The sequence below is a fragment of the Vibrio jasicida 090810c genome (genome assembly GCF_002887615.1).
Taxonomy (GTDB): Bacteria; Pseudomonadota; Gammaproteobacteria; order Enterobacterales; family Vibrionaceae; genus Vibrio; species Vibrio jasicida.
Window position 1 is genome coordinate 1,513,416 of the sequence record NZ_CP025792.1, and the last position, 16,431, is coordinate 1,529,846.

General features: G+C 45.9%; 15 protein-coding genes. 6 read left to right on the plus strand and 9 right to left on the minus strand.

Going from position 1 to position 16,431, the window contains the following annotated elements:
- Positions 1-118 precede the first annotated feature (118 nt).
- Positions 119-895 carry a Zn-ribbon-containing protein gene (locus tag C1S73_RS07130; protein ID WP_038865405.1) on the minus strand — a complete coding sequence of 259 codons (777 nt, stop codon included), beginning with the start codon at positions 893-895 and terminating at the stop codon, positions 119-121.
- Between the two features lie 2 nt (positions 896-897).
- Positions 898-1,443: a SecY-interacting protein gene (syd, locus tag C1S73_RS07135; protein WP_038865406.1), complete on the minus strand. Its 546-nt coding sequence runs from the start codon at positions 1,441-1,443 to the stop codon at positions 898-900.
- A gap of 107 nt (positions 1,444-1,550) precedes the next feature.
- Here syd and queF point away from each other — a divergent pair, with 107 nt between their 5' ends.
- The 5 genes from queF (at position 1,551) to xni (ending at position 8,939) form a co-directional block, all read left to right on the plus strand.
- Entirely contained in the window at positions 1,551-2,396 is an 846-nt protein-coding gene (gene queF, locus C1S73_RS07140; protein ID WP_038865407.1) for an NADPH-dependent 7-cyano-7-deazaguanine reductase QueF, read from the plus strand.
- 160 nt (positions 2,397-2,556) lie between these two features.
- Positions 2,557-4,839, plus strand: coding sequence for a tetratricopeptide repeat protein (locus C1S73_RS07145; protein ID WP_038865409.1), 2,283 nt, complete (start codon positions 2,557-2,559; stop codon positions 4,837-4,839).
- A 98-nt stretch (positions 4,840-4,937) separates the two neighbouring features.
- The gene (locus C1S73_RS07150) at positions 4,938-6,503 is read left to right on the plus strand and encodes a GGDEF domain-containing protein (RefSeq protein WP_038865410.1); all 1,566 of its coding nucleotides are present in this window, start codon (positions 4,938-4,940) and stop codon (positions 6,501-6,503) included.
- 218 nt (positions 6,504-6,721) lie between these two features.
- The gene (ppnN, locus tag C1S73_RS07155; protein WP_038865411.1) at positions 6,722-8,098 is read left to right on the plus strand and encodes a nucleotide 5'-monophosphate nucleosidase PpnN; all 1,377 of its coding nucleotides are present in this window, start codon (positions 6,722-6,724) and stop codon (positions 8,096-8,098) included.
- Positions 8,099-8,156: 58 nt separating this feature from the next.
- Positions 8,157-8,939 (plus strand): flap endonuclease Xni, encoded by a 783-nt coding sequence (gene xni / locus C1S73_RS07160; protein WP_038865412.1) that lies wholly within the window; start codon positions 8,157-8,159, stop codon positions 8,937-8,939.
- Between the two features lie 78 nt (positions 8,940-9,017).
- Here the strand turns inward: xni and rlmM are convergent, their stop codons facing one another.
- The 7 genes from rlmM to pomA form a co-directional block, all read right to left on the minus strand.
- Positions 9,018-10,109, minus strand: coding sequence for a 23S rRNA (cytidine(2498)-2'-O)-methyltransferase RlmM (gene rlmM, locus C1S73_RS07165; RefSeq protein ID WP_038865414.1), 1,092 nt, complete (start codon positions 10,107-10,109; stop codon positions 9,018-9,020).
- The gene (locus C1S73_RS07170; RefSeq protein WP_038865415.1) at positions 10,106-10,504 is read right to left on the minus strand and encodes a DUF423 domain-containing protein; all 399 of its coding nucleotides are present in this window, start codon (positions 10,502-10,504) and stop codon (positions 10,106-10,108) included. The genes rlmM and C1S73_RS07170 overlap by 4 nt, the downstream gene beginning before the upstream one ends.
- On the minus strand, positions 10,494-11,117 hold the full coding sequence (locus C1S73_RS07175; protein WP_038865416.1) for an alpha/beta family hydrolase: 624 nt from the start codon (positions 11,115-11,117) through the stop codon (positions 10,494-10,496). The genes C1S73_RS07170 and C1S73_RS07175 overlap by 11 nt, the downstream gene beginning before the upstream one ends.
- On the minus strand, positions 11,098-12,018 hold the full coding sequence (locus C1S73_RS07180) for a transcriptional regulator GcvA (RefSeq protein WP_005447583.1): 921 nt from the start codon (positions 12,016-12,018) through the stop codon (positions 11,098-11,100). Before C1S73_RS07180 ends, C1S73_RS07175 begins: the two co-directional genes overlap by 20 nt.
- A 521-nt stretch (positions 12,019-12,539) precedes the next feature.
- Positions 12,540-13,988: a tRNA uracil 4-sulfurtransferase ThiI gene (gene thiI / locus C1S73_RS07185; protein ID WP_038865418.1), complete on the minus strand. Its 1,449-nt coding sequence runs from the start codon at positions 13,986-13,988 to the stop codon at positions 12,540-12,542.
- Between the two features lie 197 nt (positions 13,989-14,185).
- Complete coding sequence (locus C1S73_RS07190; RefSeq protein WP_005440148.1) at positions 14,186-15,130, minus strand: flagellar motor protein MotB; 945 nt, start codon at positions 15,128-15,130, stop codon at positions 14,186-14,188.
- Positions 15,131-15,145: 15 nt separating this feature from the next.
- Positions 15,146-15,907, minus strand: a complete 762-nt coding sequence (gene pomA / locus C1S73_RS07195; RefSeq protein WP_038865419.1) for a flagellar motor protein PomA — start codon at positions 15,905-15,907, stop codon at positions 15,146-15,148.
- Positions 15,908-16,172: 265 nt separating this feature from the next.
- Between pomA and xseB the strand changes: the two genes are divergently transcribed.
- The gene (gene xseB, locus C1S73_RS07200; RefSeq protein WP_038865420.1) at positions 16,173-16,415 is read left to right on the plus strand and encodes an exodeoxyribonuclease VII small subunit; all 243 of its coding nucleotides are present in this window, start codon (positions 16,173-16,175) and stop codon (positions 16,413-16,415) included.
- Positions 16,416-16,431: the final 16 nt, after the last annotated feature.

Below are 16,431 nucleotides of genomic sequence, written 5' to 3' on the forward strand. Positions count from 1 at the left end.
AATGCTTTTTGAATCAATATATTGATAAAATCAATAATAGATAATTTTACTGATCAGGTTTGATTCATTTATATCGATAGAAAAAAGCTGGCATAGACGCCAGCTTTAAAAAAATAGACTACTTGATGTGGTCCCAAGAGATGTTGGAGACAATTCGGCAATCGTCACACTTAAAGTAGAAAATGTCGTGCAGCGGTTCGTCGAGTAACCAGTCACCACCACATTTTGGACACTTGCGCGCTTTTTCCGCTTCAAGTGACTCACCACCGACGCGGTATTGGTAGTAGTACGTTGGAATCTTGGTGATGTATTCAATACGGCCACGCAAATCCCAACCACGGCGGAACAACACACTGTCTGAGTCGCAAATTTCATGCAGCGCAGCGTGTTCAGCGCGGCAGCCACCCGCCATTTGGATTTCATCACACGCTTGCCATTCGGTTTGCCATTTCACCACCGCTTTATGGTCACCATTCAGTGTTGCCCCATTACGGTAAAGTGGAATTGGCAACAGCGTCTCACCACTGCGCAGTGGAGAGCAGGTATGCACGTAAGTGGTGTAAAGTACTTGCCAACTTGGAGTCTCTTCTTCAGCCGCTTCTTCTGAATTCAAATCACGACCCAACATGCGCATTTTCGGCGCAAGCAACGATGCTTCCGACAAACGATTCATGCACACTTTGACGAAATCAGAATGGTAGCGAGGATGCAAACTGTCTTGCTCTGGGCAAACGACGCGAACATAAAACTCGCCATCACCCATTACGATAGGAAATTCACGACCCAGAACTTGTCCGTTGTAACGCAGTGCGTCCATCAGACCATTAATCGCTTTATCTACGGCGCTTACGGTAGTGTTATCAAAACACTCAAACTGCAACTCAACAACGTACATGCTTACACCGCTGCCTCAAGTTTGCTTAGAAACTCAGTCAGTGTTTCAGCCAATACGTCACGTTTATCAGAACCCAAGCGCTCAAGAATCACATTGCCCGTTAAGTTACAGATTGAAATCACATCCAGCTCGGCATCAGTCGCTGCAATAAATACCGTCGGCTTTAGTTTTAGACGACGCTGAGTCACCAGGTGACCAAGAATGTTCTCTTGCAGACGAGTAAAGTCATCGTCACTCCAAACTTGCAGCAGTGTCAGTTCATTGCCTTGCCAAGTCGCGTCCATATCAGCACTGTATTGCGAACCATAGAAAAGCTTAATGTCTTCATGCAACGTCAATTCAATTGCATTCTCAACGTTGGTGAAGTCTGCCATCTCTTCACGTGGAACTGATTTCCACAAAACGACCTCATCGCGTTTCTCTTCTACACATGGAGAAACAAGATCAGCAAGCTCTTCACTGCGTGGCAGTTCGTTGTGTTTGCCTTGCCAAGCTTGTTGGTAGCGCAGGCTAAAGTCCTGTAGAGCCTGAGGAACGGTTTGGGTCATGAAGGTCTCCTGGTTTGTTTTTATCAGGTTGCGGTATCTGCCGGATGGCAATTAATCAGCGGATTCAGTAAAATTCTCGCCATTCTAATCGAAAACGACCACAAAGTATGAGCAAATATTCTGACGCTAAAGAGCTTGCTGGCCTGACTCTGGGTAAAAAGACCGAGTACGCAAACCAATACGACGCGAGCTTGCTGCAACCTGTTCCTCGCAGCTTAAACCGTGACGACCTTGAACTTGGCGACAGCCTACCGTTTATGGGCCACGACATTTGGACGCTGTACGAGCTATCTTGGCTCAACAGCAAAGGCTTGCCTCAAGTTGCGGTTGGCGAAGTGTACATTCCAGCAACTAGCGCAAACTTGATTGAGTCAAAGTCGTTCAAACTCTACTTAAACAGCTACAACCAAACGCGTTTCGCTACTTGGGAAGAAGTGACTGAACGTTTGACGCAAGACCTATCGGCATGCGCAGGTGAGCAAGTACTTGTGGAAGTAAACCCAGTAACTCATTACACCAACCAACCTATCGTGACGATGGAAGGCGAGTGTATTGACGCTCAAGACATCGAAATCACCAGCTACGATTTTGATGCTGCACTGCTTGAAGGAGCTGCTGGTGATGAGCAAGTAGAAGAAATTCTTCACAGCCATCTACTAAAATCGAACTGTTTGATCACCAACCAGCCAGACTGGGGCAGCGTAGAAATTCGCTACCAAGGCGCCAAGCTTGATCGTGAGAAGTTGCTTCGTTACCTCGTTTCATTCCGTGAGCACAACGAGTTCCACGAGCAATGTGTTGAGCGCATTTTCACTGACTTGATGAAGTACTGCCAGCCAACGAAACTGACGGTATTTGCACGTTACACACGTCGTGGTGGTTTGGATATCAACCCTTACCGTTCAACGGAACAAGACAAGCCCACGCACAATAACCGCATGGCGCGTCAGTAATCTGAGTTGAGAATCAAAAGTGCTTGAGTTCCACACTCAAAAACTAATTGCTTAAATACTCAAAAACGCTCAGCTATCTGTTGGATTGCTGGGCGTTTTTCTCTACTATTGTTTATTCAAAAATACATAATTTACGACACAGTTCGAGGGAACGAAAAGGATGTTTTGGGACAGTTCGCGTCTATTTAGGCTGATTGGCTTTCTTTGCTTATTACTAGCACAGCCACTTCACGCGACCATTTTATCTTCCGCTTTACTTAATGAAGCTCAACAACTTGCTGAGATTGAGCCTTCACAAGCCAAACAAGCGGCCAAAAACTACCTATTGCAACGCGAGCTGACAGAGCGTCAAGAGAACGGAAGCCCGTCTGCTATGTCTCGTGAAGAGACCGATCGCAGTATCCGCACGCCAAGCAGTACCATCGAAGCACACAAGATCATTGCCCAAGCCGATTACACCATGGGGAACATTCGTTCTGCGATCAATAACCTTGATGAAGCCGAACGTCTTGCCAAAGAATACCAATTGCCATACATGAATCTGGACGTGCAGCTAATGCGCAACCAAATGATTTGGATGTATGACAAAAACTACGCAGCCGCAGAAGAAAAACTCGATCAAATCGAAAAACAGATTGAAGACGCCAATCCTGTATTGCAACGCACCGACAGCGTGCATTATCGCTTGGTGATGCAGCGTGCGCTACTGGCAGCAAACAGTGGTGATAGCGTTAACGCCGACCGTTTATACGCACAAGCTAAAACCATGCTGAAAGATAACCGCTCGGACCTGATTTTAATTGATTACCACACCGCCGTAGGCGAATTTTATCTCAATGATAAAAAGTACAACCTCGCCCTTTCTGAACTGCTGTACGGCTATTGGCAGTCAATCGAGAGCGACAGCGGTGCACGCTTAGCAAAAGTAAATCGTTTATTGGCGCGCCTGTTTCAAGAACGCCGCGTGTATGACAAAGCGATCGAGTACCTCTCTCAGGCCGCAGACTTTTACGATAGCTACCCAAGCTCACCGATTTTGGCCGACGTGCTAGAGCAAATGGGTGACATCTATTTCTACCAAGGCAAATTTAATCTGGCTTTAGTGCACTACTTCAACGTACTGGACCATGACAGCACCAGTAAAAATATCAACCGCATCATTAAGATTCGTCTGAGCCTAGCTGCCACTTACCTGCAGCTCTACAACTATGCATTAGCAGAGCAGTACCTTGACCGCTCTATGGATTTGCTTGCATACGCAGACCTACCACAACTAGAAGCGAAAGCGGCATTACTGCAATCGGGATTGGCTTACCACCAAAATGAAAGTAAAAATGTCATAAATAATGCGAAAAAAGCACTCGACCTGATCGAGAAGGCACCGGACGATACTGGCTTTATCAAACAGCAGTCTTACCGCCTACTGGGCTTGGGGTATGAGCAAGCAGGCGAATACCAACTGTCGTTACAAGCCTACAAAAAGTACACCAGTCTTGTGCGACTAGAGCAAAAGCAACTTAACCAAATCAGTGAGGATGCCTTTCGCCAGCAAAAAGAGTTTGCCGAACAAAGCATTCATTATGTCGGCCAAGCAGACAAGCTTGCACAAGTTGAGATGGAACATCGCAAGTTCCAAAAGATTTCATTCGCCCTGTTCATTACTGTCCTGGTGATGTTCTTATTCATCATGCGTCGTGGTGTGATCATGCAGCGTCAAACATCACAAATCGACAAGCTACGTAATGATCTCTTCACCCACTCGCGTTCGCGTCTACGTAACTTACGTATGTTGAACGTGAAACTGTCGCGTTCGTTGAAGAAATCGAGCGATACGTTTGAACAATGGCAAATGGGCGAGCTGATCCACGAGCCCCTCAACGACCGCCTACGCTTTGTGATGATCGACTTACCATTCTTACGAAGTATGTACGTACAACACGGCTACAAAGCTGGTTTGGAACTAGAGCGGGCTTTTGGTGAGTTCTTGGCAGAACGTATCCAGAAACCAACACGTTTGTACCACTTCTCAGATGCAAACTTACTGTACATCGAACCCAATGCTGATCGCGATGCTTCTGCGGAAGCCACATTCAACAAATTCCAAAGTTGGGTAGATGAGTTTGCGGCCAAACACCATGTGAATCGCACGATTCGTATGGGTATCAGTGATTACCCATTCTTGCCACGTGCCTACACCGCCATTAATGATGAAGAACTGCTCGACTTATTATTGCTCGCTACGCACATTGCCCGTGAGGTCAGCTTAAAAGATAAACACAGCCATTGGGTGTTCTTGAAGGCGATTGATAACGCGCCCGCCGCAAGCTTTGCAACCGGTAACATAAGAACCGCTTGCCAACATGCCATCAACCAAGGGCTAATAAAGATTCATTCTTCGTACAAGAATGAGGACGACATCAAAAAAATATTAAAAAACGGATAATTAACCAACGGTTGAGCATAATCAGTGATGACGCTATAAAGTTTTTTGTTATTATCAAATAATCGTCAGTAGTACATGGACTTAACCGTAGTCACTTCATGGGAATCTTGGAATCCGATATTCAGTCGCAGCTTCATCAGCTGAGTTGTCAACTTGACCAACTCAGGCTGACTCATCGTGATACTTCGCTCAAATTTAAACGTGAGCAGCAAGTTCTGAAGCGAGTTGTGGCATCATTGTCTTCTGCTTGTCAGGGTTCAAACTCTCAAGTAACCAACTACCTGCTCGAAATTCAGCAAGAACTCGAACATCAAAAAGATGTCAGCGCGCTGATCCCTCGTTTAGCAGTGCTAGAAAGAATGCTCAAACAGCAGTCTAAGGCGATGGAAAAACAAAACGGCTATCTCGACGAACAAATCAAACACAGTGGTGAGACGCTTCAGCGCATCACAGGTTTGCCTGCGCAGCTAAAACGCGAACTGCGAAATCTCATGAGCTTTTCTGAAGTTCATGCGGGTAAAAAAGTTGACCAAGCAACCAAGCTACTGAGCATTTATGAGCGTGCGCTCAAGATCATCACATCCAACTCACGCCTTAACCTTGGCGAGCTAGAAAACGGGCCAGATAAATCACAACTGGAATGTTTAGCCAGCGACCTCCAGCACACGATTACCGAGCTCGACTTTGAAGGCGAATCGGGTGATCAATTGTTGGATATCCGTGCCAAACTACTTTTGGGTGTGAACGCTGAGTCACTGATTGAGCTGACGTTAAATACGCTTAAACTGGTCGTCGAAGCCACTAAGTACGAGCGTAAATCATCAGAACAGTTCCTAGAGCAACTCAATACTTCGCTTTCAAGCAATCTGAAAACTGTTCATCAGAACGTCGATCAGCATCAAACCTACTTCGAACATCGCCAAGAATTGAATTCAGAGATGACTACCTTGGTGGAACGCAGCCAAGAATCTCTGGAACATGCACAAGATCTCGAAGAGTTGAAAGGTGAAGTATCACCATTGCTGGCCAAGATGGCCTCTTTGACTGAGCGCTTAAGAATGACCGAAGAGCGCGAACAAGCCCTTCAAGAACGCTTAAGCTACAGCAAAAACCAGCTTGAAGCCGTCTTTGAATCAACGCAAGATTATCGTCGTCGCTTGGAAGATCAAGCACAGCGCATGCTGCTAGACCCATTGACCAAGGTATATAACCGCGCGGCTTTTAATGATCGTTTAGAGTTAGAATATCGTCGTTGGATTCGCTCACAACAAAACCTTCGTGTTGTACTGTTTGATGTCGATAACTTCAAAGCCGTTAACGACAGCTATGGCTACACCGCTGGCGACAAAGCATTGAAGATTATTGCTCGCACCATGAACAAGCGCATCGCCGATACCGAAACCGTCGCTCGATTTGGCGGTGAAGAGTTCATCATGCTTATCCCCGAGCAATCAGAAGAATACACGCTTGAATTGATGAAGCACATTCAGCGTGATATCAGTAAATTGCCATTCAAGTTCCGCGAACAAAACATCATGATTACGCTGACGGCGGTTTCCACTTCCTTCAAAGAAGCAGACAACCCTGAGTACGTCTTAGATCGTCTTGGTAACATGCTAAGAGATGCCAAGCTGCGTGGTAACAGTCAGGTGAACTGGAACTGAAAAGCGTTCAAAAAACAACCAAACGAACGCTTTTTACGTGCTGTTTTGTCATATTGCCTCAAATTTTCAACGAGTTATCACGTTTCTCCCTTATCAGTCTGCTAAGCTGTTTAAACGCTTTAAAACAAAGTCCGCCAACCACTGAGTAAAACGATACGTATAAACTGACAGGTGAGTTGGTTTCTTCCCTCAAAAGAATGCATTAGCAAGGAGGCCTTATGATTACCCATATAAGCCCCGCAGGTAGCATGGATTTGCTATCCCAACTGGAAGTTGAACGTCTTAAGAAAACCGCATCGAGTGAGTTATACCAACTCTATCGTAACTGCACGCTCGCGGTCCTCAACTCCGGCAGCCACACCGATAACTCAAAAGAGCTATTAGACAAATACCTTTCATTCGATGTGAACGTGGTTAGACGTGAGCGCGGCATCAAGCTTGAATTGGCGAATCCGCCTGAGCATGCATTTGTCGATGGCGAAATCATTAAAGGTATTCAAGAGCATCTATTCTCTGTTCTACGTGACATCGTGTACGTGAACATGCATTTGGCGGACAACCAACGCCTTAATCTCACCAATGCTACGCACATTACCAACCTTGTATTTGGCATTCTGCGCAATGCGGGCGCCCTAACTCCGGGCATCGAGCCAAATCTTGTCGTGTGTTGGGGTGGCCACTCAATCAATGCAACCGAATACCAATACACTCGCGAAGTAGGTAACGAGCTTGGCCTTCGTGAGCTGAACATCTGTACAGGCTGTGGCCCTGGTGCAATGGAAGGACCAATGAAAGGGGCAGCGATTGGTCACGCCAAACAGCGTTACACTGAGCAGCGCTACCTTGGTTTGACAGAGCCTTCAATCATTGCTGCAGAGCCACCAAACCCTATCGTGAATGAACTGGTGATCATGCCAGACATCGAGAAGCGTCTCGAAGCCTTTGTACGTATGGCGCACGGCATAGTGATCTTCCCTGGTGGTCCGGGTACGGCAGAAGAGTTGCTGTACATCTTGGGCATCATGATGCACCCAGATAACGCCGACCAACCAATGCCAATCGTGCTAACGGGTCCAAAAGAAAGCGAAGCTTACTTCCGCTCAATCGATGCTTTCATTGCAGATACGCTGGGTGAAGAAGGCCAGAAACACTATCAAATCGTTATTGATGATCCGGCCGAAGTCGCTCGTATCATGAAGCGTTCGATGGAAGATGTTCGTCAACACCGCAAAGAAAAAGGCGATGCCTACAGCTTTAACTGGTCAATGAAGATCGAACCAGAATTCCAATTGCCTTTTGAGCCAACTCACGATGCGATGGCAAGCCTAGATTTGCACTTGAATCAACAACCACAGGTACTGGCTGCGAGCTTGCGTCAGGCTTTCTCTGGCATTGTTGCGGGTAACGTAAAAGCAGAAGGCATTCAAGAAATCGAACGTCATGGTCCATTTACCATCAACGGCGATCCCGTGCTAATGAAGAAGCTGGATAAGTTACTGAAAGACTTTGTTGAACAACACCGCATGAAACTACCAGGCGGAACGGCCTATGAGCCATGTTACCGAATTGCCCATCAGGAAAATGGTGGTCGATAGATAACTCAGCTTTGGTTACACTAGGGGCATTACGCCCCTTTTTTATTGCTAAGTCATTATGTCTATTCATCTTGTTATTATTGATGCCCTAAACCTGATTCGTCGCGTGCACTCTGCACAACCCGATCCGACCGACATAGCAAGAACTATCACGACGACAGGACGAACGCTAACTCGCATCCTTTCTGAAGCTCAACCTACGCACATCATCGCGGTGTTTGATCATCATGAACAAGATAGAGGCTGGCGCGCTGAAATTCTTCCGAACTACAAGCAAAATCGTAAGCCTATGCCAGAGCCGCTAATGCAGGGATTGGATGCCATCCAACAAGCTTGGTGGGAAGAAGGCATTGATTCACTATTGTCTGAAGGCGATGAGGCCGATGATTTAGTCGCAACACTGGCAACTAAAGTGGCGAGCCACGGCGAAAAGGTCACGATTGTCTCGACCGATAAAGGCTACTGCCAACTGCTCTCCCCGACTCTTCAGATCCGAGATTACTTCCAACACCGTTGGCTAGATGAACCGTTTATCGAAAAAGAGTTTGGCGTAAAACCATCTCAGCTCGCGGATTATTGGGGTTTGACAGGAATCAGCTCAAGCCAAGTTCCGGGTATTCCGGGTGTTGGCCCTAAAGCAGCCAAAGAGATCTTAACTCAATTCGAAGACATTGAAGCCGCTTACGCTAGCGAAGAACTGGTACCGAAATATCGTAAGAAGTTTGATGAACATATTGAGTCGGCACGCTTATGTAAACGCGTCGCAGCACTTAAATGCGATATTGAACTAGGTTTCAACCTACAAGACATTCGCTTTACCGGACCAAACAAAGCGGAATAGCAATCGACTTCAAACACTAAAAAAGCGCCTATTACAGGCGCTTTTTTGCTTCTACTCTATCGCATATCAACGCGTAGATTAATGCGGAGAAATGTTCGATAGGCACTGAATGTGAATCGTGATTTCTTCACGGTCGTGGTACAGGTGCTTAGCTTGCAGTTTGAACTTCACCTTGTTCTCAATCAGGAACATTTTTAGGTTTTCCAAATCTTGCAGTACTTCGTCGTAGCGACCTTTCATTGGCAGTTTCAGGTTGAAGATGGCTTCTTTTGCCCAACCTTTCAGTAACCACTGTCCCATCAAGTGAGCAACGCGTGCTGGCTTCTCAATCATGTCACATACAATCCAAGTCACGTTCTTGCGGTCTGGTTCAAACTTAAAGCCATCCACCATGTGGTGCTTAATTTGTCCCGTTTCCATTAGACTGTCTGCCATCATGCCGTTATCGACACAGTGAACGAACATCGAACGCTTCACCAATTGGTAAGTCCAACCGCCTGGACACGCACCGAGATCTACGCCCCACATGCCTGGTGCTAAACGCTCATCCCACTCTTCGCGAGGAATAAACACGTGGAACGCTTCTTCTAGCTTCAAAGTAGAACGACTTGGTGCATCTGCAGGGAACTTCAAACGAGGAATGCCCATGAAGAACTGAGAGTTGTTACCTGGGTAAGAGTAACCTACGTAACAATGACCAGGAGCCACAAAGCAAATATGCAACACAGGCTTCTTCGCATTGTCTTTGTTCCACATCAGACCTTTACCACGCATCGCTTGACGCATTGGTACCGTGAACTTACGGCAGAACTTCAATAGCTCTTTCGCTTCGTTGGTGTCTGGGGTTTCAATACGTAGATCACCACAACGTGGGAATTCTTCCATTTCAGACAGTTCAGCAAGAATTGGACTGATACGGTCTTCGCTTGGCAGAGCTTCAAATTCAGCAGCAACGGCAAACATTTGGCGAGCAAAAATCAATGCGCTGAAATCTAGACCTTTCGCTAGCTTATCTGCGTCTCCATCTTGGTAACACTCGAAGACAACATAACCTGAATTTTTCTTCACACGAGGGAAGCCATACACTTCAAGTTTTGTTGCTTTGTCCTGAATTTCACCAGCACACTCTTTCTCAAAGCCAGAACGGCAATAGAGCATTAGTTGTTTCACTTGGAGACCTCTTTGATATTAAACGCAGCAAAAAAGAACAAACACCAACCGATCATGAACAAGAATCCTCCCATAGGGGTGATTGGTCCAAACCACTTGATACCTGTCAGCGCCAGCGCGTAAAGACTGCCGCTAAAACAAAAGATGCCGATGATAAAGCAAATCGCCGCGATGAAAAAATACTTTTGTGCTTTTTGCCCCAAATTTAGTACGAGCAAAATGGCACAAAGCGCGATAGCCAAAGTATGGATGAATTGGTACAAAACACCGGTCTCAAACACACCGAGTAAATAAGGCGAGAGCGTTGCTTTTAAACCATGAGCAGCAAACGCTCCTAGCGCAACAGAAGTTAAACCAGAAAGTCCTGTAAAAGAAAGTAACCACTTACTTTTCATTGGATACCTCTTTAATAAATGTCGCTAATTGCTCTACCGTCAAGGCAATATTGCCTTCTTCCGTAAAGCCGGAACGTTTACGAGGCTTGAATCCATGGTCGCCATCGGGCAAGAAACTCACCGTTACTTGGTCAGAAAGAGCAAAGCCATCGAATTCTTCTCGCTTGCCAAAGGTATCTCGCTCCCCTTGTAAAATAAGCGTCGGCTTATTGATCGTCGCGAGATGCTCACCTTTGTACTTTTCAGGTTTGCCTGGCGGATGGAACGGAAAGCCCAGACACGCAACGCCTGCTACTAGGGTATTGTCTGCAAGCAGGCTCGACATACGGCCACCCATCGATTTACCACCAATGACAATAGGCTGTGAAGTAAAGTGAGTGATCACTTCTTCATATGCTTCCAGTAACTTTGGCGCACGATCTGGCGGACGTTTTTTACCATCTTCTGCTCGCTTAACCATATAAGGGAAATTAAAACGCACCACACGAATACCTTGCTCAACTAATCCTTTGGCTACGGCAATCATGAAGTCATGCTCCATACCGGCACCTGCGCCGTGAGCAAAAATAAACAGTGGTCCGTACTCAGGTCCTTCAGCTATCCAATGGCTCATCTAGTACTTCCTCTTGTTCTTTTCGTGCGGTCGCCAACATCCAATCCCTGAACGTCGCGATACGTCCCATATCCGCTTGTTGTTCGTGACACACCACGTAGAAGGCATTCTTAGAAACCAGCACCTCATCAAATGGTGCAATCAAGCGTCCTGCTTCCATTTCAGGTTTAGCGAGTACGTTGTTTCCTAGTGCAACACCTTGCCCATGCGCCGCCGCCTGCAACACCATGGTTGAGTGGCTGAAGATTGGACCATGGTTTACGTTGATACCTTCGATATTTTGTTGGCGAGCAAACTGCTTCCAATCTTTACGAGAAGTATCGTGTAACAAGGTGTGTAATTTAAGGTCACTTAGAGATTCTAATGGTTTGTTACCTAAAAGTAACGATGGTGAACAAAGTGGGATCAAAAACTCTTGGTAGAGTTTATCGGCACGCAAACCAGGCCAATTTCCACGACCATAATAGATAGCTACATCAACATCATCAGTCAGTGAACCTTCATCCATATCCACCGCTTTAATGCGCACATCAATGTCTGGTTCTTGCGCGTTAAAATCGGCTAAACGAGGCACTAGCCATTGGATGGCAAAACTTGGTGGCAAACTGATGGTTAACGCACCTTTTTCACTACGTTCCAATACCTTATCGGTAGCTTCAGCAATGGAAGTGAAGATATCTTTAATGTCTAAAAAGTAACTTTGCCCTTCTTCCGTCAGTAATAACGAACGATTACGACGACGGAAAAGCTTCAGCGATAAGAACTCTTCTAACGCTTTAATTTGATGACTCACTGCGGCTTGAGTAACAAACAACTCTTCAGCAGCACGGGTAAAACTAAGATGGCGAGCAGCCGCTTCAAAAACGCGAAGCGAATTTAACGGAGGCAATCTGCGAGACATTATGGGACCTCAAGTAGGATTAGTTTTTTTAATCTGAAACATTATAAAATGTCCGTTGCCGAACAGCCAGATAAATTCTATATTTCATCCCGCAACACGAGCCTGAACGGCTTGATTCCATTTGTGAATCAATTGGCTTCGTTGTTGCGATGTTGTGTTTGCAAACTCGTATTTCGAGTTCGGTAGAATTCTACCATGATGTTTTGTCCACACTCCCTGTGACAAAACATATACTTCCTGTATTTATTTTGACCTGTCTGTCAAATTTCTTGCACCGCCTAATTAGGCGGTGTTTTTTTATCTAAGCCATCCACATTTCTTCTTTTATAAAAAATTGGCATCAACGTCACTTTTCATCCTCATTTCGGATTATCTATCGTTATATCAATACAAATTTCGAAACGTGTGATTTAACGCAATACTACCACTTTAATACACTCCATTTTGCGCGCGCTAAAACGAAAAAAGCGCAAACTGATTTCTCAATTTGCGCTTTTGTGATCTTCTGTTTTACAACGATTCTATGGGCGGTAAACCTTCACGTTGTTGAAACCTTGCTCCTGCAAGTACAATGCCTGTAGACGGCTCATCACACCACGGTCACAATATAGAAGGTAAGTCTTAGATTGGTCTAAGTCTCCGAACTGAGTACCCAGCTTGTAGAATGGGATGTGCTTAACGTCCACACCATCGATTTCTAATGGGTTATCGTCTTCCTCTTCAGGGCTACGAATATCCAAAACGATAGCGTGCTCTTCTACAGCTTGAACCTGCTCTACTTCTGGTGCTGCTTGCTCAGACTCTTTTGCGATATCGCGAATGTCCATCACGCGAGCTTCTTGCACAACTTGCTCAAGAATCGCAAAGTCAAACTTCTCTTCTTCCGCGTTCAGTCTGCCTTTTACCGCTTTCACTGTTGGCTTCTTAGAGATAACACCACAGTACTCAGGCATCGTCTTAGCGAAGTCTTCAGTACCGATATCACGCGCTAGGTTGATGATGTCTTCTTTATCCCAGTTGATAAGCGGACGAAGAATCAGGGTGTCAGTCACATTATCGATATGACGCAAGTTAGTCAGTGTTTGGCTTGATACTTGGCCTAGAGCTTCACCCGTAACCAATGCTTCGATCTTAAACTTCTCTGCCACCATACCAGCGGCACGCATGAACATGCGCTTCAAGATCACGCCCATTTGGCCGTCGTCGACTTTTTCTAGGATTTCAGCAACTACTGGTTCGAAATCAACAGAGATGAAGCGAACTTTTGCAGAAGAACCGTACTTGTTCCACAGGTAATGAGAAACCTGCTTAACGCCGATCTCGTGTGCTGGACCACCTAGGTTAAAGAAACAGTAGTGAACTTTTGAACCACGCTTGATGTGCAGGTAACTTGAAACACCAGAGTCGAAACCACCAGAGATCAGGCTTAGTACGTCTTCTTGTGTACCTAGAGGGAAGCCGCCTAGGCCTTTGTGACGAGCCAACACTTGGTTTAGCTTGTCATTGGTAACTTCAACGTTAATCGTTACGTCTGGCTTGCTTAGCTTAACACGAGCACTTTCTACCGCTTGGTTAAGACCGCCACCTACGTAACGCTCTAGTTCAATAGAAGTAAAATCATGTTTACCACGGCGTTTAGCACGCACGACGAAAGTCTTACCTTCGATCAGTGAACCGCTTAACTCCAACACTTGCTCGTAAATATCGTGCAAGTCTTTGAACTCAGTTTGCTTCACCTCAAGAACATGGTGGATACCAGGGGTATGAGTCAGGACTTCTAAAACTTCAGCGTGAAACTCGTCACTCTCAGAGGTCACTTCAATGTGATCACGACGGTTGAATACCGCGACAGATTCCGTACGGCTCTTAACGATGTTACGAATGTTGCACTCTAAAATCTTTGTGAAGCGCTTACGCACAGATTCACTTTTTACAAAAATTTCTGGATGGGGCTTTACAATAAATTTCATAGTCTAGTTCGCAGGTTAGTTTCGCAATCAACAATGAGTGATACTCCGCACTAGGTGTTCATACGTAAAAATATCGCGCATGTCACACTCAAACTTTTGAGCTCACTTTTAAAGGCGCAAGATTATACACCCAAGCGAAATGGAATGACAAAAAAAGCGAGCTTGACGCTCGCTTTAGTATAAGAATAAATACTCGGTTATTGAATTACCGGCACTTCTTCGCTGTAGAGTGGTTCACCTTGCATGATGCTGATTTCGACGCGGCGGTTAAGCGCTCGGTTCGCATCCGAATCATTTGGTGCCAATGGCTCAGTGTCCGCCATACCACGCACGCGTAAGCGTTGATGCGAGAAGCCTCGTACTTTCTCCATTTCTTGAGCAACCGATACCGCTCGTTGCGACGACAGGTCCCAATTGGAGCGATACAGCTCAGAATCCAACGGTTGGTTATCCGTATGGCCAGAAACTCGTACGATGCCCGGTACATCTTTCACCAACTCCGCAATCTGACGCACCAGCGGTCTAAACTTCGGCTGGAGGAACGCAGAGCCTTCAGGGAATGCCCCTTTCTCTCGCATTCGAATCACGATCTGTTGGCCAAGGTTTTCGACCTCTATTGCTCCTTGCTCAATCTCACGCTCCAACGCTTTCTTGATACTTTCCATCAAGGTATCCATCTCTTGCGAGGTTTGCTCAGACTGCTGTTGTTGCATGTCTGATTCCGCTGATTGGTTGTTTTGCGTTGACGTTTCTGGTGATTGACCACCGGTTAACTTCCCTTGGTCACGCTTAGTGCCACCAGCTCGGTCAGATTCCCCTTCATGAAACTCCAACGTCTGCTGAGTGATGTCCATGGTCTGCTGCATGATGACATCAATCGGTGTTGGCTCTGGGCGACCTGGTCTGAACTCTTGCGCAATAATGCTGGTGCCTTTAGGTATGTCCTTAACCTCAAGTTGGTTCTGAACACCAAAAGCAAATTTCATAGAGCCAGCGATCTGTTTGAACTTCAGTACGTCCATTTCCGAGAACGAAAGTAACAATACGAAGAAACACATCAACAAGGACATCAAGTCAGCGAACGTCCCCATCCATTGGGGGAGGCCAGGTGGCGGACAATCACATTTGTTATCTTCATCCATTAGATGACCTCCAGATTACTCGTCAATCTCAAGGACGCGTTTGCCCTCGTTGAGGTAGTTCTTCAGATAGCTATCGATAACACGTGGGTTCTGACCATCTTGAATTGCGAGTACACCGTCCATAATCAAACGACGGTTGAGTGTTTCTTGATCGCGGCGTAGTGAAAGCTTGTCCGCAATTGGGAAAAACACCATGTTAGAAAGAATTGCACCGTAAAGAGTGGTTAAAAGTGCAACGGCCATCGCAGGACCGATCGCTTTTGGATCATCCATATTTGAAAGCATGGCAACCAAACCAACCAAGGTACCGATCATACCCATTGCCGGAGCGACATCACCGAATGCTCGAAAAACACCCGTGCCTTGCGAGTGGCGCTCATCGGTCAGTGCAATGTCTTTTTGCAAAGCAGCACGCACCACATCCGCATCATGCCCATCCACCAATAAGTCGATGCCCTTTTGCATGAAGCTATTATTAATCTCCATCTCTTCCAATGCTAGGAAGCCACCTTTACGCGCTGCGTCTGCCATTTCTACGATCTTAGCAATCAGATCTTCTGGCTCGTCCGATTTGAACATGAACGCTTTGCCCGCAATTTTGGTCGCGCCGAAGAATTGCCCCATGGTGAACTTCATCAATACTACAAACGTTGAACCACCAACGACGATTAGGATTGAGGTGACGTCTACGAACATGCCAATGCTGCCACCAAGCACCATCGCCATAATGACGAATGCAAAACCACCAATCAAACCTATTAGGGTTGCTAAATCCACAAAGCACTCCTCACGCTATACTCAAACATTGCCCAGTCAGGCGAATTATTACTTGTATCGACAACTAGAGCAGAATTTTTAGAAAAATCTTGGTTAATACATCACAAAAAGATCGTTAATACCTTAACTTATTAATGGTCTTCGTCTCATCAGACCCGTTGAACGCTAAATTTGTGACAATTATATAAGGTTAAATTTGACCAAGTTACTAGGCTAAGGTAACTTGCGTGCATTCTATTAGAGGCTTGATTAAGGCAGATAAAAGATGGCGGTTAAGAAACCAGAAAACATGACCTTTGAAGCAACCATCGATGAGCTAGACAGCTTGGTTGATCAACTAGAGAACGGTGACCTTGCTCTAGATGATGCTCTACGTAAATTTGAACGTGGCATTGCACTCGCTCGTGCTGGTCAAACGAAACTGAGCGACGCCGAACATCGCGTTAGCATTCTTCTAAGCGAAGATGATGAAGCACCACTGAGTGACTTCAACCCTGAGTCAGAATAATAAATCAGTAGTGAGC